The organism is Guptibacillus spartinae, assembly GCF_028610625.1.
In the GTDB taxonomy this organism is placed as follows: Bacteria; Bacillota; Bacilli; order Bacillales; family Guptibacillaceae; genus Guptibacillus; species Guptibacillus spartinae.
Genome location: NZ_JAQQWU010000006.1, coordinates 179,938 through 203,935, shown reverse-complemented (window position 1 = coordinate 203,935; position 23,998 = coordinate 179,938). Strand labels below are relative to the sequence as shown.

Below are 23,998 nucleotides of genomic sequence, written 5' to 3'. Positions count from 1 at the left end.
TTTCTTAAGTTAGCTATTTCAGGAGTTTCTTCATACACAAAAAGCGGAAGTTGAGCTTCCGCTTTTTGCTAATCTTCTATCGTCCAAGCCAATTGTAGATTGGCGTATTCTGACCTGACTCATTTTGGGTTTCTGTTTTAGCAGGTGTTTTTTTATCATACTGATGCTTCCGAAACTTTTCGCCATAGGCTCTTGCTTGTTCAACCGTCTTAATGCCATTGCGTTTCCATTCAAACAGAATACGGTCAATGTAGCGAAAGTTTAACTTACCAGCAAGAACAGCTTCCTTTAAGGCAGCTTTAATAAGCTCTGAATCATGCTTATCAGCGTCAATCCACATCGCAAGCGTCTCACATTCTATAGGGGAAAGTGGCCTTGCAAATTCACGTTCGAACAACGTATAGAGACTTTCTTCGTTTTCCATGTTTTTCACTGCAGACTTTTCTGCTTCTACCTGCTCGATCGCTTTAAAAATTCTTTCCCATAACGGGAGAAGCGAATAGGCTTCTGAATAATAATTTTTTGCGTCATTTTTGTGTTCATCGATCGTTAAAACACCTTTTTGCATGAGCTGTTGTATTTTATCTAAACACGCTTGAGGGGAGTACGTCATTGCTGAAGCGAGTTCTTCTGGTGTAGGAAACGAATTTCCTTGATCAATAAAGCTGTGTAATTTAATTAAAAAGAACGCTTCTTCTTCTTTTAAACCAATTTGGGCATAGTGGTTTAATAACAATCTCGGTATGGAGACATGTCCTTCGTTCATCATTTGAATGATTTGTTCCTTCTTCATCCCATCCACCTCTACCTTTCATTATAGCATGCCGGCATTTTGTGATGGGAGTAGAAAAAAATACCTATGCAGTGCATCGTTTTTTCTTCTATCCTACATACATTTCACTTTTAGCACATGAAATGCTTCTAACTACGGCATTTTTCATATAAAGACGCTTCTCTCATAAAGAAAGAAGCGTCAGCTTAGTTAGTTTATCACGGATATAGACGATTTAAAAGGCGTGGGAACGGAATCGTTTCTCGAACGTGTTCCACACCTGAAAGCCAGGCAACTGTTCGTTCCAATCCAAGACCAAATCCTGAATGAGGAACTGAGCCATAACGACGTAGTTCAAGATACCATTTATAAGCATCGTCCGTTAAGCCATGTTCTTCGTAGCGCTTTTCCATAAGAGAGAGATCATCAATACGTTGGCTACCTCCGATAATTTCACCATAGCCTTCTGGTGCAATTAAGTCAGCACATAAAACAACTTCTTCACGATCTGGATCTGGCTTCATATAAAATGCTTTAATGTCTTTCGGGTAATTTGTAATAAAGACCGGTTTCTCAAAGCTTTCTGCAATAGCTGTTTCATGCGGAGCTCCAAAGTCTTCTCCCCATTCAATGTCAGTAAACCCTTTGTCTTTTAACAATGTAATGGCATCGTCATAAGAAATGCGAGGGAAAGGTGCTTGAATGGCTTCAAGTTTTGAAACATCGCGCTCTAACGTTTTTAGCTCAAGCTCGCAATTATCTAGAACAGACTTGACTAGAAAACTCACGTATTGTTCCTGAACTTCAAGACTTTCATCATGATTCATGAACGCCATTTCAGGTTCAATCATCCAAAACTCAATTAAGTGACGACGCGTTTTGGATTTTTCGGCACGGAACGTTGGACCAAAGGAAAAAACGCGACCAAATGCCATTGCAGCTGCTTCCATATAGAGCTGACCACTTTGAGAAAGGTAAGCATCTTCTTCAAAGTATTTCGTATGGAAAAGATCTGTTGTGCCCTCTGCCGAACTTCCGGTTAAGATCGGAGGGTCAATTTTCACGAAATCATTTTCGTTAAAGAACTGATATGTTGCGCGAATGATTTCGTTTCGGATACGTAAAATAGCATTCTGGCGTCTTGAACGGATCCATAGATGGCGGTTATCCATTAAAAATTCAGTACCATGCTCTTTTGGTGTAATCGGATAATCTACCGCTTCGTGAATTAACTCCACATTTGTTACAGTTAATTCATATCCAGATTGTGAACGGTCATCTTCACGGACAACGCCCGTCACCCATACAGAAGATTCCTGTGTAAGGTTTTTAGCTGTTTCCCAGGCTTCCTCAGAAACTTCTTTCTTAACCATAACGCCTTGAATAAAGCCAGTACCATCGCGAAGCTGAAGAAACTGTATTTTTCCACTAGAACGCTTATTATGTAACCAGGCACCAATTGTAACAGTTTGTTCTACCTGTTTATTTACATTTGAAATCGTTGTTTTCACTGCTTATTACCTCCAACTGATTAGAAAAAATTGGCGCACATTTTCATTTAAAAAAAACGAAAATTGCGCCATCCATTTATTTCAATGGTGATTACTCGATTCTTATTATACTAATTATTTGTTCAATGAACAACTCGCTTAAGCACGTTTGTTTTTCACGAAACGTTCGATGCGATCAATGGCTTCAAGAATGACATCAAGTGAAGTTGCATATGAAAGCCTTACGTTCTCAGGCGAGCCGAAACCAGATCCAGGAACTAACGCTACTTTTTCTTCTTCAAGTAGTCCTTTTACAAACCCATCAACAGATGCGTACCCTGTTTTCTCTGCTGCTTCTTTTGCATTAGGAAACAGATAGAAAGCCCCTTGAGGTTTGACACATGTAAACCCTGGGATCATCTTAAGCTTTTCATAGACAGTATTTAACCGTTCTTCAAATGCTGCTTTCATTTCATTCACAGGCTCTTGTGATCCTTCATAAGCGGCTAAAGCAGCATATTGTGAAATAGATGTAGGATTTGAAGTCGAATGACTGGCTAAATTCGTCATCGCTTTAATGATTTCTTTTCTACCTGCAGCATAGCCAATTCTCCAACCGGTCATTGAATGCGATTTCGATACGCCATTTATAATGATCGTTTGCTCTTTCAATTCTGATGAAAGTTCCGCAATGGAAGTATGTTTTGCCCCATCATATACAAGCTTTTCATAAATTTCATCAGAAACAATTAGAATATCATGCTTTAAACAAAAAGTACCGATCTCTTTTAATTCATCTGGTGAATAGATGGAGCCAGTTGGATTTGAAGGAGAATTAATAATGACCGCTTTTGTTTGAGGCGTTACAGCCTTCTCTAATTGTGCAACAGTAATTTTAAATTCTTGCTCCTCCTTGCCTTCCACATAGACAGGATTCCCACCAGCTAATTTTACTTGTTCAGGATAACTTACCCAATAAGGTGTCGGAATAATTACTTCGTCGCCTTCATCAAGAATGACCTGAAATAGCGTATATAGTGCATGCTTTGCGCCAGTGCAAACGATGATTTCATCCGTTTTATAAGTAATGTTTTGATCTTCTTGGAACTTAGCAATGATGCTTTCCTTTAAAGGGAGAATGCCACCAGAAGGTGTATACTTTGTTAATCCTTCATCCATCGCTTTTTTTGCAGCATCAAGGATATGTGAAGGGGTATTAAAGTCAGGTTCTCCTGCACCAAGTGCGATCACATCATGTCCTTCAGCTTTTAGCGCTTTTGCTTTTGCAGTAATTTCTAACGTGGCAGATGGTGTCAGAGCTGCTACACGATTTGATAATTTCATTTCTCTTCCTCCCTTAATTGCATTAACTTTGCTTGATCGAGCGTGAGCGCCAGTAATCTCCATTACTAAAATAATAATAGGCGAACGTATACCGGTCGTCGGTATCGATAAATGTCGCCTCCCATACAAGAACTTGTTTCTTTTCTTGATTCACTTCAATTCCTGGTTTAATCGCAATAATTTCTTTTGGAGAAAAATCATCTGCTAGTTTCTGTTTTACAATTTCTGCACTAACGCCTTCCTCCACTTTCTTCGAAACGAGAGGTTGATCTTTATTTGGTACAAAAACATACACCTCGTCTCCATTTTTATCTGTACCTTGTAAGACAACATAAGCATGACTTGTACCGTGGTATTGAATCGCTTTATCTACATTTTTCACTACTGCTTCAGATTCAGCTCTAGCGATCGCTTTCTCCTCTAACTGCTCGGGATGATCTGTAATGGCATGATAAAAAGAGATTCCTTGCCAAATCAACACGGCTACGATAATACTGGCAATAATTCCTATCAGTCGCATACAATCACCCTATTATGTACGATAGATCGTGAAAATCATTTGATCTTGATCTTCTTCATCAAGTGCGAGTCCAAACATGAGATCTTTTTCTTTTAAAGTACGGTTTAACGAATCAACAATTTTGTAAATATCAAGTGATTTACTTACTTTTACGGTAGATAAAACTTCAATATTGTTTTCCATTCCTGTCATCTCCCTATGCTCTATGTGTTGACGGTTAAATTCGCCTATGTGGTGTGATGTGTTCGCTCCGGGATAAATTTACTACTTATAGATGGCACAAGGTGAGACAAACTATAAGTACCGTCACAGACAGACGGTGCACGAAATCTGCTCCACTTCCAACAGTGCCTGCGCAATGCGCAGGCAATTTTCATGTTGCTTTCGTCCTAAAATTTTTCCTAAAGCATTTTCTCTTCCTATTTTTAAATAAGTTTCGTTTTTTTGCAACTTATTCAGTAAGGAAATTTTTATCTTGTTTCTTTTGTCGGAATCGTAATGACGTCGTACCGGTCATTCTGAATTCGAAGTGACACGCTTCCAATTCGATATGGATAATAGACATCCGTCCAGCTCTCATTCAATCGTTCAAGAACAGATTCACTGACATCAATATTGTTATGCCGAAAGATAACGGCCATCTGTGGATCAATTGCACTAAGAAATTCGGTCGAACTACCATTTCCAGCACCAAAATTAGCTACTTTTAAAACCTCAACTGCTTTACCCGAAGAAGCAATTTTCTCTTCAAGATCAAGATTGGTTTCTCCCATCATTAATAAATCCTGACTTCCTAAGGATAGCATAAAAGTAGCAGAGCCTGCCTTAGAGATGTTCAGAATTTCCACTTTGACCTCTTCCATCAACTCTAGCTGTTGATTTTCATGAAGATGTGTTTTTTGTAGATGGGATGGGATGGAGGGAAGAAATGCCTTTTCTACCCCTTCTGATAAAACAACTTCTTCTACCTCAAAATAATGAAGTAAATTGGAAAAATTTCCGGCGTACGCTTCATCTGCATTGGTTAACCACACTTTTCTTAGTTCTTTAACTTTAAACATTTGTAGTCGATCGATGAGCTCTTTTTCTGAACGAGAGCTTCCTGTATTGATTAGGACAGCTCCCTGGTCTTTTGATTGAATTAGAATGGCCTCTCCAATTGAAAGATCAAGAAATGTTACAGCTACTTCATGATTTCTTAAATGAAAATCCACTGATTGAATCGAGGCTTCCACACTCGTCGCAGCTCCCATCAGAAAAAAAGTGCTTATGAGTAGCGTAAATAATCTCTTCATCACAATCCCTCCTCGTAGAAGTAGTTTGTGATGAAGCCGTTCATTATAACCAGAGATCTAGTTCATTAACCAATTCTTCAGTTGTCCCCTTGATTAGGGGAACATCAGGTAAAGATTTTATAAATAACCTTCCATATCTTGTTGAGATAATCCTGCGATCGAAGACAAAAACGGCTCCACGATCACGTTGAGAACGGACAAGCCGGCCAAACCCCTGTTTAAAACGTATGATCGCTTCAGGTAGCGAAAGCTCCATAAATGGGTTTCCACCTACGCTTTTTAATTGTTCCGATCTTGCTTGAAACACGGGGTTATCAGGCGGTGAAAATGGAAGACGGACAATAATAAGGCAGCTTAAATCTTCTCCTGGAATATCGACCCCTTCCCAGAAACTACTTGTACCAAATAGAATCGCGTCTTCACTTTCTTTAAAATTCTTTGTTAATCTCACCCGGCTACCACTATCAACACCTTGACTAATTAATGTCAATTCATCATGAACGATTAATTCCTTCATCCGATGATGCGCTTTTTTTAGCATGTCATAAGACGTAAACAAGACAAGCATTCTTCCACGCGTGACGCGAGCTATTTGTAGAATGGCATCAGTAATATGCTCAACAAACTGAAGATCTGATACATCCTTGATCATCGGTAAATCTGTCGGTATCATCAGTCTTGCTTGCTCGCTATAATCAAATGGAGAATGATACTGATAGATAAGGGGGCCAAATTCTTCTAAGCCAAGTCGTTTCATCATATAATCAAACGAATTTTTAACGGTAAGTGTAGCGGATGTTAGCAATATGCTTTTTTTCTTTCCAAAATAATCGCTTGAAAGCAGAGAGCCTACCTCCACTGGCCTACTAAACAAAAACGCCGAATTCAATGAACCTTTAGGATCAATTTCTACCCACTTTACATCGTTTTCACTTTCGCTAAGAAGGAGATAGTCCACTTTGGATAGTTCCTCTAGCACAGAAGCATGAATTCCTTTAAAATCAGCGGTCGTGTTTATTTGTTCACGCGTTAACTCATCTTCTTTTAGATCAAGTTCTTTCTCTAGTTTCTTCAATGATTTATCTAGATCTTTCAAGTAGAATACCAATCGATGGGCTGCTTCCTGAATGGCTTCCCAAGCTCGACTACCCTCATTTGTAATCCGATAGCTTAGTCGTCCCACTTCATTTGACCTGTGAATATTTTTTTGTACATAACGATGGAGCATACGGAAGAGTTCATCCACATCTCCAAGGATTGTTTTCACATAAGCATCAATTTCATGCTTTGAATCTTCGACTTCCACTTCAAGGCTTTTCAGGATGCTAAGTACTTTCCCATAAATGCCATCGCCATCTTTTAATCCCATACGCACAAACCCTTGTAAGATAGAAAAATAATCTGTTTTAATGCCAAAAAACTCTGTAGCGATATCTTCAAGATGATGAGCTTCATCAATCACAGCCTGCTGATAAGCAGGTAATAATTGATGCTCATTTATTAAATCACTGAATAACAAAGCGTGATTTGTAATAATTAAATCTGCATTCATTGCAAATCGCTTTCTTCGATGATAAAAGTCACGCGAAAACCAGGGTGAACGATGGTTAGCAGAAACGGTAGCATCACTTTTCACCTGATGCCAAAAAATTTTGCCTCCACTAGAAAGGTTTAATTCTTCTACGTCACCGTAATCTGTTTCAAGCAGCCAAATGAGGATCTGTGCCTTCGTTAAAATTGTATCGTAATTGTCCTCTTCGACGTTAAGTAGCTGCTGTTCAAAGCGAGTTAAGTCAAGATAATGACTTCTCCCTTTTATGATTGTAGCGTTAAAAGGAAACGGCAAGATATCGCGTAGAAAAGGGAGATCGCGTTGTAAGAGCTGTTCTTGTAATTGAATCGTGTGCGTACTAACGACAACTGGCTTACCCGAATTTTTCGCATGAACGACTCCAGGCATTAAGTAGCCTAGAGATTTCCCTATTCCGGTGCCTGCTTCGATTAAAATATGTTGATTCGTTTCAAATGCATGAGCCACTTGCTTCATCATATCGCTTTGTCCTGCACGGACTTCAAAGTTGGGAATGGTTTCAGCCATTTGTTCTTCAAACTGCTTCTGTGCCGTATCAAATTGAATCGATTGGTGAGGGGTCTCGACCTCACTAACTTGTTCTTGTAACTTAAGAGCGATATCTCGAAAGACTTCAAAATTGCCTTCTGGTTCAATTCTTTTCTTTTTGTCTTGTATCATTTCATTCAAGACCATTTCCAGATCGCTATACAGTCGAGTAGAAAGTCCTTCCAACTGTTCTAATGTCACGAGTGGTAATCCATACAGTTTATCAAAAAGAAATAGCAAAAGTTCAGCTGTTACTTCAGCGTCGCTATCTGCTTGATGAGGGTTAACATGCTGGATTTCCAAATATTCCGCTAACGAAGATAACTTATATGCTTCAGCGGTTGGCAATAAAATTCTCGCAAGCTCCACCGTGTCAATTGTTGGCCCTATAAACGGATCATATCCACTCGCGTCAAGCTGTGCATTCATAAAGTTTAAGTCAAATCGTACATTATGGGCAACAAAATAAGCCCCGTCTAGTCTTCTCAGAAGTTCAGGAGCAACTTCTTCAAATAAGGGTGCATCCTCTAAATCATCATCAGAAATTCCCGTCAATTGTTGAATAAAGAGTGGAAGTGATTTTTCAGGGTTAACAAATGTTGCATACCGATCAATAATCATTCCGTCTTCCACTACTGCTAGTCCTATCTGGATAATCCGATCCCCATTTTTTGGGGAATTTCCCGTTGTTTCAAAATCTATAATGGTATATCGATTCATACGTTTTCACCTCAGTTGCTTCAACCCTTTAAGCGGTCACCTTCATTACTTTATCATTTTTTCACTTGAACGGAAAATAATTTCTTATTCCATTGAATGAGATTCACTCATAAACTTCCTAAATCTTCGACCGCCCTTTGACTTTGAACGTTATGTGTCAGAGATCAATGAGAAGCTATCAGACGATCGCATTTGATTCTCTTCAAAAAAAGCTCTGGACCAGGTCCAGAGCTTTTGCTTATAAAATTGTGGCTTCAGGCTCTAGCCCAATCATGTCGACGATTTCATTCTTTTCATTCATAATGGCTACCCGTGGCGTAAATTGTTGTGCTTCTTCTTCACTCATCATAGCGTATGCGACAATAATGACAATATCTCCTTCTTGAACAAGCCGTGCAGCTGCTCCATTTAAGCAAACAACCCCCGATCCTCTTTCCCCAGGAATAATGTAGGTTTCAAGTCTTGCTCCATTATTATTATTCACAATTTGAACTTTTTCATTCGGAAGCATGCCAACAGAATCAATAATGTCCTCGTCAATTGTAATGCTCCCGACATAGTTTAAATTCGCTTCCGTTACACGTGCTCGGTGGATCTTGCCCTTCATCATTGTAACAAACATCGTTTACACTCCTATCGCTATTTCATGACTTGTTGTAACTTTATTGTCAATCAGTCGAGCAGCAGAAAATTGAACGGCTACTGCTATAATGATATTTCCTTTCATAACTTCAATCGTTTCGAGGTCGGGATATGAAAGAACTTCAACATAATCCACGATTCCAGACGTCTGGCTTAATAATGACAAGATAAGGTCTTTAATTGTTGCTGGATTTGTTTCTCCAAGCTCAATTGCCTTCGTTGCCTCATCAAGACTTCTTGACAGTTGAATGGCCTCTTTTCGTTCAGTTGGGGTTAAATACACATTGCGTGAGCTTTTCGCAAGGCCATCTTCCTCACGAATTATTGGGCAGGCTACGATCTCAACAGGAACATTAAAATCCTCCACCAGACCTTTTATTACAGCTACTTGCTGTGCATCTTTCATGCCGAAATAAGCACGATCTGGGAGAACAATTTGCAGTAATTTCATGACAACAGTTGCAACTCCATCAAAGTGACCCGGCCGTGATTCCCCGCACAGTGTATCCACACGTGCCTGCACGGTTAATTTTGTTGTGCGTTCTTTTGGATACATTTCTTCGACATTTGGATAAAATAGAACGTCAACCCCTGCTTGTTTCGCAAGTTCTTCATCGTGCTTTAAATCTCTTGGGTAGCGATCAAAATCTTCATCGGGACCAAATTGAAGGGGATTCACAAAAATGCTCATGATAACGCAATCATTTCGCTTCACCGCTTCCTCTACAAGACTCATATGGCCTTCATGAAGATAACCCATTGTAGGTACAAACCCAATCGTTTTACCCGATTTTAACGTTTGTTTTGAATAAGTTTGCATTTCTTTAATCGTCGTCACGATTTTCATGCTCTTGTCCCCCCATACATTCCTGATAGCTGCTCTGCTTTCATATTAAATGAGTGCTTTTGCTCTGGGAACTGACGTCCTTTCACCTCGGAAACATATTCACTCACTGCCGTTGAAATCATCTCTGAAACATGGCTATATTGCTTCACAAACTTAGGTACATGACCTGTGCCATATCCAATCACATCGTGATAAACGAGTACTTGTCCATCTGCTTGAACACCCGCTCCAATACCAATGACTGGAATAGAAAGTTCTCTCGTCACCATTTCCGTAAGCTGCTGCGGCACGCACTCGAGGACCAGGGAAAAAGCTCCTGCTTCTTCAATGGCTTTTGCTTCTTTAACAAGTAAAGCAGCACTTTCAGATTCCTTTGCCTGTACTTTATACCCACCTAATACACCAACTGATTGTGGTGTTAGACCGAGATGGCCCATCACTGGCACGCCAGCAGACGTTAACTTTTGAATTTGTGAAATGACTTCACCACCACCTTCAAGCTTAACGGCATGTGCTCCCGCTTCCTGCATGAGTCTTCCTGCATGAGTCAACGTCTCATTAACATTGCCATGGTAGGTAAGGAAAGGAAGGTCTGTTACAATAAATGTCTGAGATGCACCACGTTTTACTGCTTTCGTATGAAGGACCATATCATCCATCGTAACAGGAACGGTTGAATCGTATCCAAGGGCGACCATTCCTACCGAATCACCTACTAACAAAAGATCCACCCCAGCATTTTCTGCTAGTTTTGCTGAAGGAAAATCATAGGCCGTTAGCATGGCAATTGGCTCCCGCTTTTCTTTCATCTTCTTAAAGTCACTGGTTGTTTTCATCATATTTCCTCCTTTGTTTAGAGGAATAGCTCACCGCACAAAAAACCTCCAAACATGGAATTGCAGCAGACAGGGGTATCCCATCAGTCTATGCAAGCATAGACTTGCCGCAACACTCCATGTAAGGAGGTTACTTTATCGGTTTAATCCCTCTGTCCCAGTCCATAAGGATCAAGGCAGAATATCAGTTTGATTTCTAAGTAAATGGTGCGGCTCTAATCTGATACCGCCCTTACATCTGTTAGTATAGCAGAAAATGTGACACATTCGTTAACAGATTTCAATATCCGCAGAATAAATATAATGCATCTTTCCGCTTTCATCTTCTAAAAGAAGTACACCTTCTTCTGTAATCCCTTTCGCAAGCCCCTCAATCACACCATTTATTGTTCGCGCCTTTATTTTTCGACCAAGACTAACAGCATAGCTTTCCCATAGTAGCTTGATCATTCGAAATCCATTGTTCAAATATTCTTCATAGAGCGTTTCTAATTCATTTAATATGGCAGCCAGAAGAGCTGATCGAGTGATTTCCCTACCTGCCTCAATTTTTAGCGAAGTTGCCGTTGTTAAATCTTCAGGAAAATCTTCTTGACTCGCATTTACGTTAATGCCCATACCAATAATGATCGATTTAATTTGATCTGCTTCAGCCTGGAGCTCCGTTAAAATGCCGACTACTTTTTTTCCATCAATTAATATATCATTCGGCCACTTGATTTCAGCTTCAAGTCCCGTTTGTTTACGAATCGCATGGACCACACTAACTGCCGCAATTAGCGTGAATTGAGGTGCTCTCTGAGGTGGAAGTTTTGGCCGCAGGATAATACTTGTCCAAATTCCACTACCGCTAGGAGAGTGCCAGGAACGTCCAAGTCTTCCCTTACCTGCGGTTTGTTCGTCAGCCACAATAATTGTGCCTTCAGGCGTACCACGATGAGCTAAGTCGTGGGCAATAAACTGAGTTGATTCGACAGTAGGATACGTATAAATGGTTTTTCCTAAAAAATCAGTTGTTAGTTTGAGAGCAATTTCTTCTTTACTTAACATATCCGGTCTTGAAACAATACGATATCCTTTCTTTTGAACCGCTTCTACTTCATAGCCATTTTTACGAAGTTCTGAAACGTGTTTCCATATCGCCGTTCGCGAAACATTGAGCGTTTCACTAATCATTTGACCTGAAACGTAGGTTTCCGCATGTTCTTCAAGCATTTGCAGCAGGCGCTGCCTTATTGAGTCTGCCACTGTTTAAGCCACCTTCTAATGCTGGATTTCTCATTTTTAATTTCTTCATTAATTACGGCAAGCTCAATTTCTCTAAGAGCCTCACCAACCCAAGGGCCAGGGGAAATCCCTCTCCATTGCACGAGGTCTTCTCCGGTCACAGTAAGCATCGTTGCAGACGTTATAGGAAGTTCTGACATAATCTGCTCCACTTTCTTAATTTTTGGAAGGCGCTTTTCAAATACCGATAGAAGCCTTTCACATGCCTCCGCTTCCGGAAGAGCTGTATAAACAGTTGCCTTATTCCACCCTCTAGTTTGCGCACTTCTTGCATTTTCTACAAGGTAATCGACTTCTTTAACAAACCGATTTGACAATCGCCATTTCTTTAGAAACCGCTTCGGTTCTTCAGTAGTGGATGCTAACCAGGCCCACCGCTCTGCTTCTGTTGTTAAATTCACTAAGAATGGCACCTCATCAAGCGATTTTTCGATCTGCTGAATACCTGGTAAAATGTGATGAACATTCGCCTGAATTAGAGTAACAAGCGCTTGTTGCACGCCTTTACCAGCCAACAATTTGCTGAATTCCGCTTGAATCCTTTCCACTGCAACGTATTGGAGTAGATCAGCTTGTTTTTTTAGTGCACAATGCGTATGTTTGTCCAGCGCAAAACTAAGCGTACTTTGAAACCGAACAGCTCTTATCATTCGGAGCGCATCTTCTTGGAATCGCTCTAGTGGATTTCCCACAGTACGTATAAGACCATTCTTAATATCTTCTTGACCACCATAAAGGTCGATTAGCGTTCCATCTAATGAAAGCGCCATGCTGTTCATGGTGAAGTCACGTCTAGCAAGATCTTCTTCAATTGAACTTAGATATGAGACTGCGTCTGGATGCCTAAAATCCGCATAAGAAGAATCAGTCCTATATGTCGTTATCTCATATGAAAACGAATGATGCATCACAGTAACGGTACCATGATCGATCCCTGTTGGAATAACTTTATCAAACAAACTCATAATTTCTTCAGGTTTAGCTGATGAAGCAATGTCAAAATCTGATACAGGGAAACCGAGCATCGCATCTCTAACCGCTCCACCCACAATATAAGCTTCATGCCCGGCGTTTGTCAGCTTTTGCAACACTTCGACACAAGATTCATAAGTTTTCCCTGTCAAGTTAATCAAGTAAGGGCTCCTTCAAGCGTTTTATAATAAATTTCTTCATATTGTTCTAGAATTTGCTTAGAACCAAATCTTGTTTGAACAGCCTCTACTGCAGCAGAGCTCATACGATTATGCAGTTCATCATCGGATAGCAGCTGTACAGCATAATCTGAAATGTCTTCAATTTTACCTACTTCTGCAATAAATCCGTTCACATCATGTTCAATAACCTCAGGAATTCCTCCTATGTTCGTTCCGATCGCAGGTACCCCACAAGCCATTGCTTCAAGTGCGACTAAACCAAAACTTTCTTTTTCAGATAATAGTAATTTTAGATCACAGATTGAAAGAATTTCAGCTACATTTTCTTGCTTGCCAAGAAACTTCACTTTATCCTTTAATCCTAAATCGTTGACGAGTCGACATGCAACTTGAATTTCAGGACCATCACCAATAAGCAAAAGCTTCGCTGGCATTTTTTCTTGTATGCGGTGGAACACCTTAATCACGTCAGGTACACGTTTCACAGCTCTAAAATTCGAAATATGAACAATTACCTTTTCATGATCGGATATGCCATAACTTTTTTTCAAGTCCGTCGGTGCTTTTGGATAATAAATTCGTTCATCTACAAAGTTATATACTGTATCAATCGGTTTATCTGTTTCAAGCAACCGATGTGTTTGATCAACTAGATCATTTGAGACCGCTGTGACGCGGTCTGACTTTTCAATTCCAAACCGAATTAACTGAGTTAGTGACGGGTCATACCCAAGCACTGTAATGTCCGTCCCGTGAAGAGTTGTAACGATTTTCACATCTCCTCCAACCATTTCTTTCGCAAGAAATGCACAGACAGCGTGTGGTACGGCGTAGTGCACATGAAGTAAATCAAGGTTTTCACGTTGAATCACTTCTGCCATTTTACTCGCTAGGGTTAAATCATAAGGGGGGTAGCGGAAAACAGCATATTGATTTACTTCCACTTCATGAAAATAAATATTGGGATGAAACGTATCAAGCCGAAACGGAACACTACTCGTTATAAAATGAACTTCGTGCCCCTTTTCTGCTAACATTTTTCCAAGCTCTGTAGCGATAACGCCAGAACCTCCCACAGTGGGGTAACACGTAATACCGATTTTTAGTTTCATATTCTTTCTCCTAAAGGAAATTCTTCCAAACACAGTAAATTCTTTGCAATAAAACCTTCTGCATAGCCTACTCCTGATTCTTTACCGTATAAATATTCACGGTAAATTACCTTATTAACGTAACCATTTGTTAAAGGAGTCGCAACACTATCACTGCTAAGAATAAATTGACTTTCATAGGCTTCTAGCGCTTGTTTCTTTGCCTCAATTTGATTCGTAATATTAATTGTAAATTGAGGTCGATGAAATCCATTAATGAAATAATAGTAAATTTGCGTAACTTTATGTGTCTCTCCTAAATTCGGTTGATACTTACGAATTCCAGCTGAAAAAACGGCTTCTTCGACTAATTGAGCCGCATGGCCGTGATCAGGATGCCGATCTTCTGCATATGGTACAAAAACTACCTGAGGTTTTTTCGTGCGTATGATTTTAACTAGTGCTGAAATTTTATCGTCTGATAGAGTCAAGCCACGATCAGGAAATTTCATGTTTAACCGCGTCGTTACAGACAAAATTTCACCAGCGTGCCTTGCTTCATGATGTCTTTTAAAAACGGTACCATTTGATGACAGTTCAGCTTCTGTTAAATCACAAATCCCCGTCTTCTTGCCTTCCTCGGCCATTTTCTTTAATGTGCCGCCCATTCCAATTTCAACATCATCTGCATGGGCTCCAAAAGCGAGAATATCAAGTGTTGTTTCTTCCATGTACAATTTCTCTCCAATCCAATTCTCCCCTTGCAAGCGCATGGACAAGTATTTCCGCACTGCCCATATTCGTTGCGAGCGGGATATCATATACATCACATAGCCGGATAAGCGCTGTAATATCTGGCTCATGTGGTTGTGCTGTTAAGGGATCTCGAAAGAAAATCACTGCATCCATATCATTTTCTGCAATCATGGCGCCAATTTGTTGGTCTCCGCCAAGTGGACCAGATTGATAACGGTGCACGTTTAAGCCTGTTTCATCAATGATTCGCTTTCCAGTTGTACCAGTCGCATAAAGACTATGTGGATCTAAAATCATTTTATATGCAAGTGTAAAACGAACAAGGTCGTCTTTTTTCTTATCGTGCGCGATTAAAGCGATTTTCATCAGAACATCCCCTACTCCATTATATTTTCAAGGCCGTAAACAAGCTGATCAATTTTCAAGACGGTTTCCACAGCAAGCTGCACACCAGGCATAAAAGAAGCTCGGTTCATTGAATCATGACGAATTTTTAAAGTTTGTCCTTCTCCTCCAAACAGAACTTCTTGGTGAGCCACGAGACCTGGCAAACGAACGCTATGAATACGCATGCCTTCATAATCTGCACCGCGAGCGCCCGCAAGATCCTCACGCTCGTCTTCATGACCTTGCTTCTTTTCATCTCGTACTTCTGAAATCATTTTTGCAGTTTTTACAGCTGTTCCAGAGGGGGCATCTAGTTTCCGGTCATGATGTTGTTCAATAATTTCTACATCTGAGAAATATTTTGCCGCCATTGTTGCGAATTTCATCATCAGCACTGCGCCGATTGCAAAGTTTGGGGCAATAATTGCACCAAGTCCTTTTTCATCAGCCGTTTTAGATAATTCTTCGACATCTTCATTTGAAAAACCAGTTGTTCCAACTACAGGGCGAACACCGTGTTGGAATGCAATTTCCATGTGTTTTTTTCCGTACTCAGGAGTGGTTAAATCAATCAACACGTCGCACTCAACCTCAGACAAACATTGATCAAGATCTGTATAGATTGGTGCATCTAGTGATGGAAGTCCGCTAATATCTGCCACCGTTTCTCCCGAATCCTTTCGATCTACCGCAGCCATTAACTTGAAATGCGCTGTCCGATCAACAAGTTTCACTGCTTCCCTCCCCATATTTCCTCGTGGTCCTGCGATAACAATTTTTACATTTTCCATCATTCGCCACTCTCCTTTTCAATCTTTGTCCAGCGATCCTTGTCTCGAGTTTGGAATTTGACCATCACCTTCCCAAACGCTTCGTCAAGATCAACGTCTAACGAATTTGCAAAACAAGTAAGCACAAATAGAAGATCACCCATCTCATCTTCAATTGTTCGTTCTTCTTCGCTATTCTTTTTGGGTTTTTCTCCATGATAATGATTGATTTCGCGAGCAAGCTCACCAAGTTCTTCTGTCATTCTAGCAAGCATGGCGAGTGGGCTGAAATAACCCTCTTTAAATTGACTTATGTATTGATCTACCTCTTTTTGCATGTCATCGATTGTTCGTTTCGCCACTGACTATTCCACCTTTCATATCAGTTCTTATGTTAGCTAAAAGAAGTACATTTGACAAATGTTTCACTTGAATTTTTCTCATAAACCTAAATCATGTTTATCAAAATGAAATTGCTACATGCTCACGAGTTGATTATAATGAAGTCTGTTGGTTGACTAATGAGGAGTGTGTTAGATGGAAGGTATACGGATAAAGAACGTTTTTTATATCCTATTAGGCTCTGCGATATTTGCTTTTGGACTTGTACATTTTAATATGGAGAACAATTTGGCTGAAGGTGGTTTCACTGGCATTACGTTGCTACTTTACTTTCTTTTTAAGATAGACCCAGCCATTTCAAATCTTGTCCTTAACATTCCCTTATTTCTAATTGGATGGAAGTTGCTCGGTCGAAAAGCATTTATTTATACGATTATTGGAACCGTTTCCTTATCTTTATTTCTATGGATTTTCCAGCATTATTCAGCAATTTCAATTCCACTAAAAGATGATTTAACACTTGCGGCCTTATTTGCTGGGGTTTTTGTTGGGGTTGGTCTCGGTATTATTTTCAGATATGGAGGGACTACAGGTGGCGTAGATATAATCGCAAGACTCGGATCAAAATACGTTGGATGGAGTATGGGCAGAACGATGTTTGTCTTTGACTTTTGTGTGATTGCTCTGTCTCTTGTATATTTAAATTACAAAGAAGCCATGTATACGCTGTTAGCCGTTTTTGTAGCGGCAAGAGTAATCGACTTTATACAGCAAGGCGCATACGCAGCTAAAGCCGCAATGATTATAAGTGAAAACAATAAAGAAATAGCCGATACAATTATGAACCAAATGGACAGAGGTGCGACGGTATTAAACGGAAAAGGAAGTTTTTCCGGATTACAAAAAGAGGTGCTTTATTGCGTCGTTGCACGGAATGAAATCGTTCGGTTAAAGAACATTATTAAACAGGTCGATCCACATGCATTCGTAGCCGTAAATGATGTACACGATGTTCTAGGTGAAGGGTTTACGCTCGATGAAAATAAAAATCCAATTGAACATCATTAATCTACCATCTCGTCCATGATCCCCTCTTTAAATGAAAAGCGAATAAAACAAAAAATCTCGCCAGCTGGCGAGATTTTTAATTAATCTTCGTTCATTCCAATAAAGATAAACACAAAGCGCATTAATTCTAATAATGCAACAACGGCTGCTGCTACATATGTTAACGCTGCTGCGTTTAGTACTTTTTTCGTTTCTCTTTCTTCATCATTTCGAATGACACCAGTTGAAACAACTTGCTCCATGGCTCTATTCGATGCATTAAATTCTACCGGGAGCGTTACTAATTGGAATAAGACAGCGGCACTCATAAAAATGATGCCAAGCAGGATGAAGTTTGCAGAAGCCATAAGGATACCTGCTAGAATGATAAAATAGCTAAAGTTTGAACCAAGGTTCGCAACCGGAACAAGCGTATGACGGAATTTAAGCGGTGCATAATCTTGTTCATCCTGAATCGCATGACCTACTTCGTGAGCTGCGATAGCTGCTCCAGCTACGGAATTCCCATGAAAATTACCTGATGATAGTCTTACGGTTTTAGAGCGAGGATCATAATGATCGGAAAGGTGACCTCGTACCTCTTCTACCCCAACTGAATACAAACCGTTTTCATCAAGTATTTTTCTAGCTACTTGAGCACCAGTCATCCCAGAAGAGTTGGGAACTTTTGAATATTTTTTATAAGCACTTTTCACTCGGCCCTGAGCCCAAAGTGGAATGATTAACAAAAGCGCAAAGTATATTAAAAAACCAGCCATTTTCATTCCTCCATCACATGTGTAATTGCATTAGAACTGTTATTAACGTCAATTTTAGTCAAATTCATGCGGAAAGTCAATTACACTGTTTCAGGTTCACAAGATCTTCAAATTTACTCAACCTGTTTCTTCCTCAATGACTCTTTTTCCCCTTTATATTTTCGATAAATCACATAAAGCAATGTCAAAATAATCGTTCCACCAATCGAAATAATTAACCATAAAAGAGAAGATTCTTCAGAATGAGATGGGTGATAAGCTTTATCAAAATCATCATACATCGTTTGAAGCTGCCCGGTTAATTCCGAATTTTGTTCTGATGCATAGCTTTCGATAAATGCAATATGAGAATCCAGTCGCTGCTGGGTTTCTGGTGATAGATCAATGGCTAGCGCTGGTCGAATGACGCTATAACTCCCTAAAAAACGGTCTTTACTGGCGTTATAAATATCTACGTCACCATGTTCAATTGCAGTGGCCATTTCCTTAATTAGAGGAAGTATCTGATCATCTGTTTGATGCCAAATCGGCTGTTTTTCAGTAACTAGTGCATCAACCGCTAATCGAAATTCTGTTAACGCTTGGATTCGCTGGTCATTTGCTTCATCCATTGAAGTCACAGCTTTCAGCGCACGATCATGTGTGTTCAGAATCACTCTAAGTTCGGTATTTGATAACTTACTTGACTGATCACCAGGAAATACCTTCGTAAACTTTTCTAACATCATTTTTGATCGATCAAACTGCTCCTCCTTACCAAATTCCAGGACATTTGCGGCTATATCATTCCAGACTTGTTTCGTATCGACTTGTGAAGCATGTACATTTACCGGGAACGTAAAAAGCAACACTAAAAGGAGCCATCGTCTACCCATTCCTGTCCCTCCTTCTTCCTACTTCAATGTATGAAGAAATGGACAAGAGTAGACCATCCACCTTATTGAATTGAGAGCTTAAAGCTTCCTTTTCGTACGGCTAAGAAATACACTAGCGATAAAGAAATTAGCGATAGCCAGAATGTAAAATATCCGATTAGTGATGTGTACTCGCTTAGGATCGAATAGCGTGGCATTTGACCAAACACATAATCAATCACATCATTGTGTAATGTCCAAACCGCAACTAACACTAAATGCCATGGCTTTATTTTATAAAAAGGAGTGAATAACAAGCCTTCAATGGCCATCCCTAAATGCGAGAGGATGAGCATAATCGCCACACCGGATAGTTGTCCAGTTTCAACCATGACAAGAGCATTCATGACCACTGCCCAGATGCCATATTTAAATAACGTAACGGCAGCTAGCGCCTCCATAAGAGGCCAATTTTTCCCAAATAGAAATGCAACTAATATAACACAAAAGAAAAGACTTGCCGTTGGACTATCTGGTACAAATAGCAGAAAGATCGGCTTTGTATCAGCAAGTTGCCATCCATACCAATAATATCCATATATTGTCCCCGGTACATTTATGAGCAACAATAATACGAGAAATGGTTTTGATTTTAGTAAATAAAAGAATTGAGAAATCATGTTGATCTCCTTCTCTAAAGCTTTTTTAAGAAATTCGAGCTAAATTAGAAAAAAGCTGACTGCATCAGTCAGCTTTTTCATATTATTGATTTGCTTTAGCCGTTTCAGCAATAAATTCAGCTAGCTTTTCACGTTCTTCATCAGAACCTTTGAAAGCATTTGCTGGCATTCCGCCAATTCCGTTTACAGCAATATCCATAATGGATTCTTTCGTTTGTTTTGTTTCAAGAAGTGATGGACCAGAACCTCCCTGAAGACTATCACCATGGCATCCAATACAAGATTGCCCAGAATAAATGGCATAACCTTCGGACTCTTTGTCCACTTCAGCTTCAACAATTTCCCCTTGCTTAGCTGCTTTCTCCCAGTCATGCGTCACAACTGATTCCCATGTTAAGTAAACAGTTGAAATGAGACCAAGAAGCATTAATGCTGTTGCTACTGGTCGCTTAGCAGGTCTTCTTTCAGGACCACGATCAAGCCATGGAGCTAGAAGAAGTGCACCAAAGGCAAGGCCTGGCATAACGACTGTACCTACAAGCGTATAGTCACCAGCTGCAAATTTGTACTTCAAGAGTTGGTATAGAAAGAGAAAGTACCAGTCAGGAAGTGGCGTATACGTGGCGTCAGTAGGGTCCGCTACACGCTCAAGCGGAGATGGATGGGCAATCGTTAGAGCTAAGTAACCGATTAGGAATACCGCCCCTACCATCCACTCTTTTAACAAGAAGTTCGGCCAAAACGCTTCTGTTTTGCCGGGGTACTCTGAATAATCTTTTGGAATGTTAGGCTTTCTCTGCGCAGGGATACGCGAGTCGCCAACAAACTTCATTCCTTTTCCGCGATGCATCTGTCCCCCTCCTTCGTATAAAAAATTGTGTCGTCAATTAAATATAAGTTCCGAAAATACGTCTTATAGAGGGCCAGAAATACCCTGTTTACGAATCATGATAAAGTGAGCAGCAAGCAACCCAAGAAGTGCAGCTGGTAAGAAGAAAACGTGAATCGCAAAGAATCGTGCTAGAGTTTGCGCCCCGATGATTTCTCCACCTGCTAGTAGGGTCTTAGCCCATTCACCTACTACAGGGATTGTAACCGCAATTTCAAGACCAACTTTTGTCGCGAATAGCGCTTTCATATCCCATGGTAAAAGATATCCCGTAAATCCTAAACCAAGCATAACGAAGAAAATCAATACACCAACTACCCAGTTTAATTCACGAGGTTTTTTGTAAGAGCCGGTAAAGAATACGCGAAGGGTATGTAGAAACATCATAACGATAACGAGACTGGCTCCCCAGTGGTGCATTCCCCTTACAATTTGTCCGAATGCTACTTCATTTTGAAGATAGTAGACAGACTCCCAGGCGTTCACAATATCAGGTACATAGTACATTGTAAGGAACATCCCGGATAGAATTTGAATAACGGTAATAAAAAACGTTAAACCGCCGAAACAATAAACAAACGCTGAAAAGTGGTGAGCTGGGTTAACGTGCTCTGGCACTTCGTGATCTGCAATATCGCGCCACATTGGCGTAATATCTAAGCGTTCATCTACCCAATCATAGATCTTATTTAACATAGATTACGCCCCCTAACGTGGTTCAGGTTTTCCGAGGTAAAGTTTTCCATCTTCAACTTTCTTGTTGTAAACATCAAGCGGCGCAAGAGGTGGTGTTCCTTTTACATTCACACCATCTTTTGTGTAACGGCCACCGTGGCACGGACAATAAAACTGATCTGGATATGCTGCATTTGAAGCCCAGTCTACCGTACAGCCCAGGTGTTTACAAACTGGTGAAAGAGCGACAATTTCGTCTTTTTCATCTTTGTAAACCCAGGCGGATTGAGTGACCTCAGATTCATACCAACCATCAACCTGGTCAATTTTGAATTCTTTACGAACTGGTTTGTTCGTAATCTCACTTGTGTCCATTACAGGTACAAACTCCTGCTTGGCTCCTTCTTTTAACAATGGATCAATTGCAAAACGAACCATCGGCATGAGCATCCCTGCTGCCATAAAACCGCCGACACCAGTCAGGCTGTAGTTTAGAAATTGGCGTCTTGTTACTTCCTTCTTCTTCGCCATTGGTTTCCCCCCTATCCTATGAAGTCAGTCCAGCCGGACAAAAATCGAATACACATATAACTAGGACATTCCTATGATAGCGTAGTCACTCTTGCTCTGTCAATATTCTGATTGGTCTTTAGCATGCCACAAATCAACTATTTATATTACTTTGCCACGTATTTGTTACAAATTGTAAAACTTGCTTTACTTGAGCTGATACCGTTTCCATCTTGTATTGTTCATCCATGTGTTCAAGTGGAATGGCAGGCATCCATAAGAGCGCACTTGAAACCTGATCCTCCACCTGCTTCCAATTTACATCAGCAGTTAACGAGATAATATGCTGTATACCACCAAGCTTTAATTCTTCCTCTACTTTTTTCAAACGGTTCTTCGTTGTCTCTTGTTCCTCTGAACTTAAATATGTAAAGGCAGGGAGTAATAGTAGACGACCTTTTAATTGTCGTTCTAGTTCACTTGATATAATGGAAATATATTCTCCCATAGAAACTGTGGTTTTCAAGCTGCTCGTCATCGAAATTGGTACGAGTGGAAGAACCGCTGTATCAACATATTCTTTTTCTTTTTCAAACAATGCGATGTCTGATTCAGTCCATTTCATTTTGCAAACTCCTTTTTTGTCCATATAAATGCCATACGGTTTGATGCGAATAAGGTTCTAGCCACTTTGCTTGTTGCAAGGGTAAATCTACCCAAATGGTTCTTGCCTCTTCACTAGCATACGCATTAACCGTTTCCCACAATTCTTTAGAGTAAAGGGTTGTTTCATTAAAAACTTTCAGATGTAAATAGGAAGCACCTTTCTCTTCTTTCATAATCATAAACCCGCCACTACCATTCACAAACAGCTCTACTTGATTTAAATAAGATGAAGAGAGAATAGGCATAAATGGAAGAGGATAATAGATAGAGTAAGGAAAAAAGTCCGATTCATTTTTCTTCCAATATGTTTCGATCGTTATTTTTTTATCTGCTGCCACTACTCGTTTGAAAGGCTCTGTCTTATTTTGTCCTATCATAACATAGGGACTGACGCGTGAAGACACAACTTTTGCTTCAAGTTTCATCTTTAAATGTGGTGCTAAACGATTACCTGGCGTGTTGTACTCTTCTGTAGCATAACCAACCCAGGAGATCAGCCTATGATGACATGCTTCCTTCTGCAAGGCTTTCATTAAGGCAGAAGCAATTCCCTGGTTACGATAATCAGCATGTGTACGTAACCGCCCTAGAACGACTGCTTCCCGTTCAAAGATCGTCATGCCGGCTATACCAACAAGCTTTTCTTTATAAAAATAGCCCAGCAAGGTCTCTTCTTCCAAGAGCCTCTGTAGTATTCGACCAACATAATCTTCTTTTAAACCCGTTGGCATTTCTTTAATGATGGGAATATCTTTACTAGTCAATCTTCGAATCAACAAGCTACCTCCTTTACTTACAACGCTTTCGTTAACATGGTTCATCAAATCTCTCTTACATATCAGTTTCTAGTATATCATCTGTTAAGACGCGACTGAAGAGATTTCCTCGAACGCACGTTCCAAACATCTATATAATTAAACCAAACAAAAAACCCTTGAATGCTTCAAGGGTTATAAATTACTTAATTGCTTGCTTAAGTGAATAAACGCCATTTCATCATTTCGATCCAGCGCCTCATCAATTTGTTTTAGAATGGATTCCTTTTTAAATCGCGTAAATGATTCATCGAGAACCATTTCAGCCATGAACGAATACTTTTTATCAGCTGCCATATTCTCAGGTAAAAATGGATTCTCTTCCAGTACAGCTACGTAATGGGGAGACACATTTTTACTTTTGAAGTTTAGCTGGATGTAAATAGGCTCGTCCTGATTCAAGCGAATATCATGAAAAGACTTTTCAGGGTCTGTCGTGATGATGTTGTGTTTATAGAAACGAAAAGGAGCATTTTCCACGCAATGAGTGGAAATCACAAGTGCTTTTGGACAAAATTCAGCATTTTCAACAAAATGAACATTTCCCATCAACACTTCATCACTTATTAAATAATTCAGTAGCCAGACACATTCACGTTTCTTTACTTGATATTTCTTTAAAAACCATTTCAGAAAGTCTTTCTTTTCAACGACAGAAACGGAGCTGCTCATAGCGATTCCTCCCTGAGATTTTCCTAATGTAAGAATTCG

Annotated in this window: 27 protein-coding genes; 1 reads left to right on the top strand and 26 read right to left on the bottom strand. The window is 40.0% G+C overall.

The annotated features are described in order from the left end of the window. Positions 1–76 precede the first annotated feature (76 nt). From PQ511_RS12855 to PQ511_RS12775, 17 genes are all read right to left on the bottom strand, one after another. A complete protein-coding gene (locus tag PQ511_RS12855; protein ID WP_273852297.1) occupies positions 77–793 on the bottom strand; it encodes a DnaD domain-containing protein in 717 nt (238 codons plus the stop codon). Between the two features lie 197 nt (positions 794–990). Beyond that, positions 991–2,283 (bottom strand): asparagine--tRNA ligase, encoded by a 1,293-nt coding sequence (gene asnS, locus PQ511_RS12850; protein ID WP_273852296.1) that lies wholly within the window; start codon positions 2,281–2,283, stop codon positions 991–993. A gap of 138 nt (positions 2,284–2,421) precedes the next feature. Next, positions 2,422–3,606, bottom strand: coding sequence for a pyridoxal phosphate-dependent aminotransferase (locus PQ511_RS12845; protein WP_273852295.1), 1,185 nt, complete (start codon positions 3,604–3,606; stop codon positions 2,422–2,424). Positions 3,607–3,628: 22 nt separating this feature from the next. Continuing rightward, complete coding sequence (locus PQ511_RS12840; protein WP_273852294.1) at positions 3,629–4,126, bottom strand: cell wall elongation regulator TseB-like domain-containing protein; 498 nt, start codon at positions 4,124–4,126, stop codon at positions 3,629–3,631. A 12-nt stretch (positions 4,127–4,138) separates the two neighbouring features. Further along, the gene (locus PQ511_RS12835; RefSeq protein WP_273852293.1) at positions 4,139–4,309 is read right to left on the bottom strand and encodes a YpmA family protein; all 171 of its coding nucleotides are present in this window, start codon (positions 4,307–4,309) and stop codon (positions 4,139–4,141) included. Positions 4,310–4,596: 287 nt separating this feature from the next. Next, positions 4,597–5,421 carry a ComEC/Rec2 family competence protein gene (locus PQ511_RS12830; protein ID WP_273852292.1) on the bottom strand — a complete coding sequence of 275 codons (825 nt, stop codon included), beginning with the start codon at positions 5,419–5,421 and terminating at the stop codon, positions 4,597–4,599. Positions 5,422–5,464: 43 nt separating this feature from the next. Then, positions 5,465–8,260 (bottom strand): ATP-dependent DNA helicase DinG, encoded by a 2,796-nt coding sequence (gene dinG, locus PQ511_RS12825; RefSeq protein WP_273852291.1) that lies wholly within the window; start codon positions 8,258–8,260, stop codon positions 5,465–5,467. Positions 8,261–8,498: 238 nt separating this feature from the next. Continuing rightward, positions 8,499–8,882, bottom strand: a complete 384-nt coding sequence (gene panD, locus PQ511_RS12820; RefSeq protein ID WP_224594182.1) for an aspartate 1-decarboxylase — start codon at positions 8,880–8,882, stop codon at positions 8,499–8,501. A 3-nt stretch (positions 8,883–8,885) separates the two neighbouring features. Next, a complete protein-coding gene (panC, locus tag PQ511_RS12815) occupies positions 8,886–9,749 on the bottom strand; it encodes a pantoate--beta-alanine ligase (protein ID WP_273852290.1) in 864 nt (287 codons plus the stop codon). Further along, on the bottom strand, positions 9,746–10,585 hold the full coding sequence (gene panB / locus PQ511_RS12810; RefSeq protein WP_273852289.1) for a 3-methyl-2-oxobutanoate hydroxymethyltransferase: 840 nt from the start codon (positions 10,583–10,585) through the stop codon (positions 9,746–9,748). The genes panC and panB overlap by 4 nt, the downstream gene beginning before the upstream one ends. Before the next feature lie 270 nt (positions 10,586–10,855). Next, a complete protein-coding gene (locus PQ511_RS12805; RefSeq protein WP_273852287.1) occupies positions 10,856–11,833 on the bottom strand; it encodes a biotin--[acetyl-CoA-carboxylase] ligase in 978 nt (325 codons plus the stop codon). Further along, the gene (locus tag PQ511_RS12800) at positions 11,818–13,005 is read right to left on the bottom strand and encodes a CCA tRNA nucleotidyltransferase (protein ID WP_273852286.1); all 1,188 of its coding nucleotides are present in this window, start codon (positions 13,003–13,005) and stop codon (positions 11,818–11,820) included. The genes PQ511_RS12805 and PQ511_RS12800 overlap by 16 nt, the downstream gene beginning before the upstream one ends. After that, positions 13,002–14,138: an N-acetyl-alpha-D-glucosaminyl L-malate synthase BshA gene (gene bshA, locus PQ511_RS12795; RefSeq protein WP_273852285.1), complete on the bottom strand. Its 1,137-nt coding sequence runs from the start codon at positions 14,136–14,138 to the stop codon at positions 13,002–13,004. Before bshA ends, PQ511_RS12800 begins: the two co-directional genes overlap by 4 nt. Continuing rightward, on the bottom strand, positions 14,135–14,848 hold the full coding sequence (bshB1, locus tag PQ511_RS12790; RefSeq protein ID WP_273852284.1) for a bacillithiol biosynthesis deacetylase BshB1: 714 nt from the start codon (positions 14,846–14,848) through the stop codon (positions 14,135–14,137). The genes bshA and bshB1 overlap by 4 nt, the downstream gene beginning before the upstream one ends. Next, the gene (gene mgsA / locus PQ511_RS12785; RefSeq protein WP_273852283.1) at positions 14,829–15,239 is read right to left on the bottom strand and encodes a methylglyoxal synthase; all 411 of its coding nucleotides are present in this window, start codon (positions 15,237–15,239) and stop codon (positions 14,829–14,831) included. Before mgsA ends, bshB1 begins: the two co-directional genes overlap by 20 nt. A gap of 11 nt (positions 15,240–15,250) precedes the next feature. After that, positions 15,251–16,051, bottom strand: a complete 801-nt coding sequence (gene dapB, locus PQ511_RS12780) for a 4-hydroxy-tetrahydrodipicolinate reductase (protein ID WP_273852344.1) — start codon at positions 16,049–16,051, stop codon at positions 15,251–15,253. Further along, positions 16,051–16,368, bottom strand: a complete 318-nt coding sequence (locus PQ511_RS12775) for a nucleotide pyrophosphohydrolase (protein WP_420541703.1) — start codon at positions 16,366–16,368, stop codon at positions 16,051–16,053. The genes dapB and PQ511_RS12775 overlap by 1 nt, the downstream gene beginning before the upstream one ends. Before the next feature lie 199 nt (positions 16,369–16,567). On the opposite strand from PQ511_RS12775, the gene PQ511_RS12770 reads away from it, so the two are divergent. Continuing rightward, entirely contained in the window at positions 16,568–17,440 is an 873-nt protein-coding gene (locus PQ511_RS12770; RefSeq protein ID WP_273852281.1) for a YitT family protein, read from the top strand. An 80-nt stretch (positions 17,441–17,520) separates the two neighbouring features. Here the strand turns inward: PQ511_RS12770 and PQ511_RS12765 are convergent, their stop codons facing one another. From PQ511_RS12765 to PQ511_RS12725, 9 genes are all read right to left on the bottom strand, one after another. Further along, positions 17,521–18,198 carry a zinc metallopeptidase gene (locus PQ511_RS12765; RefSeq protein ID WP_273852280.1) on the bottom strand — a complete coding sequence of 226 codons (678 nt, stop codon included), beginning with the start codon at positions 18,196–18,198 and terminating at the stop codon, positions 17,521–17,523. A gap of 113 nt (positions 18,199–18,311) precedes the next feature. After that, entirely contained in the window at positions 18,312–19,073 is a 762-nt protein-coding gene (locus PQ511_RS12760) for a sporulation protein YpjB (protein ID WP_273852279.1), read from the bottom strand. Between the two features lie 62 nt (positions 19,074–19,135). Further along, the gene (gene lhaT / locus PQ511_RS12755; protein ID WP_420541702.1) at positions 19,136–19,729 is read right to left on the bottom strand and encodes a lipoprotein heptaprenylglyceryl N-acetyltransferase LhaT; all 594 of its coding nucleotides are present in this window, start codon (positions 19,727–19,729) and stop codon (positions 19,136–19,138) included. A gap of 85 nt (positions 19,730–19,814) precedes the next feature. Further along, positions 19,815–20,582, bottom strand: coding sequence for a menaquinol-cytochrome c reductase cytochrome b/c subunit (locus PQ511_RS12750; protein ID WP_226657468.1), 768 nt, complete (start codon positions 20,580–20,582; stop codon positions 19,815–19,817). Positions 20,583–20,645: 63 nt separating this feature from the next. Continuing rightward, positions 20,646–21,317, bottom strand: coding sequence for a menaquinol-cytochrome c reductase cytochrome b subunit (qcrB, locus tag PQ511_RS12745; RefSeq protein ID WP_098443956.1), 672 nt, complete (start codon positions 21,315–21,317; stop codon positions 20,646–20,648). A 12-nt stretch (positions 21,318–21,329) separates the two neighbouring features. Continuing rightward, positions 21,330–21,827, bottom strand: coding sequence for a ubiquinol-cytochrome c reductase iron-sulfur subunit (locus tag PQ511_RS12740; RefSeq protein ID WP_273852277.1), 498 nt, complete (start codon positions 21,825–21,827; stop codon positions 21,330–21,332). Between the two features lie 133 nt (positions 21,828–21,960). Next, positions 21,961–22,431, bottom strand: a complete 471-nt coding sequence (locus tag PQ511_RS12735; RefSeq protein ID WP_273852276.1) for a YpiF family protein — start codon at positions 22,429–22,431, stop codon at positions 21,961–21,963. After that, on the bottom strand, positions 22,418–23,248 hold the full coding sequence (locus PQ511_RS12730; protein ID WP_273852275.1) for a GNAT family N-acetyltransferase: 831 nt from the start codon (positions 23,246–23,248) through the stop codon (positions 22,418–22,420). The genes PQ511_RS12735 and PQ511_RS12730 overlap by 14 nt, the downstream gene beginning before the upstream one ends. A gap of 174 nt (positions 23,249–23,422) precedes the next feature. Next, entirely contained in the window at positions 23,423–23,959 is a 537-nt protein-coding gene (locus PQ511_RS12725) for a ReoY family proteolytic degradation factor (protein ID WP_226657463.1), read from the bottom strand. Between the last annotated feature and the right edge of the window lie 39 nt (positions 23,960–23,998).

Bases quoted from the DNA above. Each gene is read 5' to 3' on its own strand.
- PQ511_RS12855 (WP_273852297.1), bottom strand. From the start codon at position 793: ATGAAGAAGGAACAAATCATTCAAATGATGAACGAAGGACATGTCTCC.
- PQ511_RS12845 (WP_273852295.1), bottom strand. From the start codon at position 3,606: ATGAAATTATCAAATCGTGTAGCAGCTCTGACACCATCTGCCACGTTA.
- PQ511_RS12840 (WP_273852294.1), bottom strand. From the start codon at position 4,126: ATGCGACTGATAGGAATTATTGCCAGTATTATCGTAGCCGTGTTGATT.
- PQ511_RS12835 (WP_273852293.1), bottom strand. From the start codon at position 4,309: ATGGAAAACAATATTGAAGTTTTATCTACCGTAAAAGTAAGTAAATCA.
- PQ511_RS12830 (WP_273852292.1), bottom strand. From the start codon at position 5,421: ATGAAGAGATTATTTACGCTACTCATAAGCACTTTTTTTCTGATGGGA.
- dinG (WP_273852291.1), bottom strand. From the start codon at position 8,260: ATGAATCGATATACCATTATAGATTTTGAAACAACGGGAAATTCCCCA.
- panD (WP_224594182.1), bottom strand. From the start codon at position 8,882: ATGTTTGTTACAATGATGAAGGGCAAGATCCACCGAGCACGTGTAACG.
- panC (WP_273852290.1), bottom strand. From the start codon at position 9,749: ATGAAAATCGTGACGACGATTAAAGAAATGCAAACTTATTCAAAACAA.
- panB (WP_273852289.1), bottom strand. From the start codon at position 10,585: ATGAAAACAACCAGTGACTTTAAGAAGATGAAAGAAAAGCGGGAGCCA.
- bshA (WP_273852285.1), bottom strand. From the start codon at position 14,138: ATGAAACTAAAAATCGGTATTACGTGTTACCCCACTGTGGGAGGTTCT.
- bshB1 (WP_273852284.1), bottom strand. From the start codon at position 14,848: ATGGAAGAAACAACACTTGATATTCTCGCTTTTGGAGCCCATGCAGAT.
- mgsA (WP_273852283.1), bottom strand. From the start codon at position 15,239: ATGAAAATCGCTTTAATCGCGCACGATAAGAAAAAAGACGACCTTGTT.
- dapB (WP_273852344.1), bottom strand. From the start codon at position 16,051: ATGGAAAATGTAAAAATTGTTATCGCAGGACCACGAGGAAATATGGGG.
- PQ511_RS12775 (WP_420541703.1), bottom strand. From the start codon at position 16,368: ATGCAAAAAGAGGTAGATCAATACATAAGTCAATTTAAAGAGGGTTAT.
- PQ511_RS12770 (WP_273852281.1), top strand. From the start codon at position 16,568: ATGGAAGGTATACGGATAAAGAACGTTTTTTATATCCTATTAGGCTCT.
- PQ511_RS12765 (WP_273852280.1), bottom strand. From the start codon at position 18,198: ATGGCTGGTTTTTTAATATACTTTGCGCTTTTGTTAATCATTCCACTT.
- PQ511_RS12760 (WP_273852279.1), bottom strand. From the start codon at position 19,073: ATGGGTAGACGATGGCTCCTTTTAGTGTTGCTTTTTACGTTCCCGGTA.
- PQ511_RS12750 (WP_226657468.1), bottom strand. From the start codon at position 20,582: ATGCATCGCGGAAAAGGAATGAAGTTTGTTGGCGACTCGCGTATCCCT.
- qcrB (WP_098443956.1), bottom strand. From the start codon at position 21,317: ATGTTAAATAAGATCTATGATTGGGTAGATGAACGCTTAGATATTACG.
- PQ511_RS12740 (WP_273852277.1), bottom strand. From the start codon at position 21,827: ATGGCGAAGAAGAAGGAAGTAACAAGACGCCAATTTCTAAACTACAGC.
- PQ511_RS12735 (WP_273852276.1), bottom strand. From the start codon at position 22,431: ATGAAATGGACTGAATCAGACATCGCATTGTTTGAAAAAGAAAAAGAA.
- PQ511_RS12725 (WP_226657463.1), bottom strand. From the start codon at position 23,959: ATGAGCAGCTCCGTTTCTGTCGTTGAAAAGAAAGACTTTCTGAAATGG.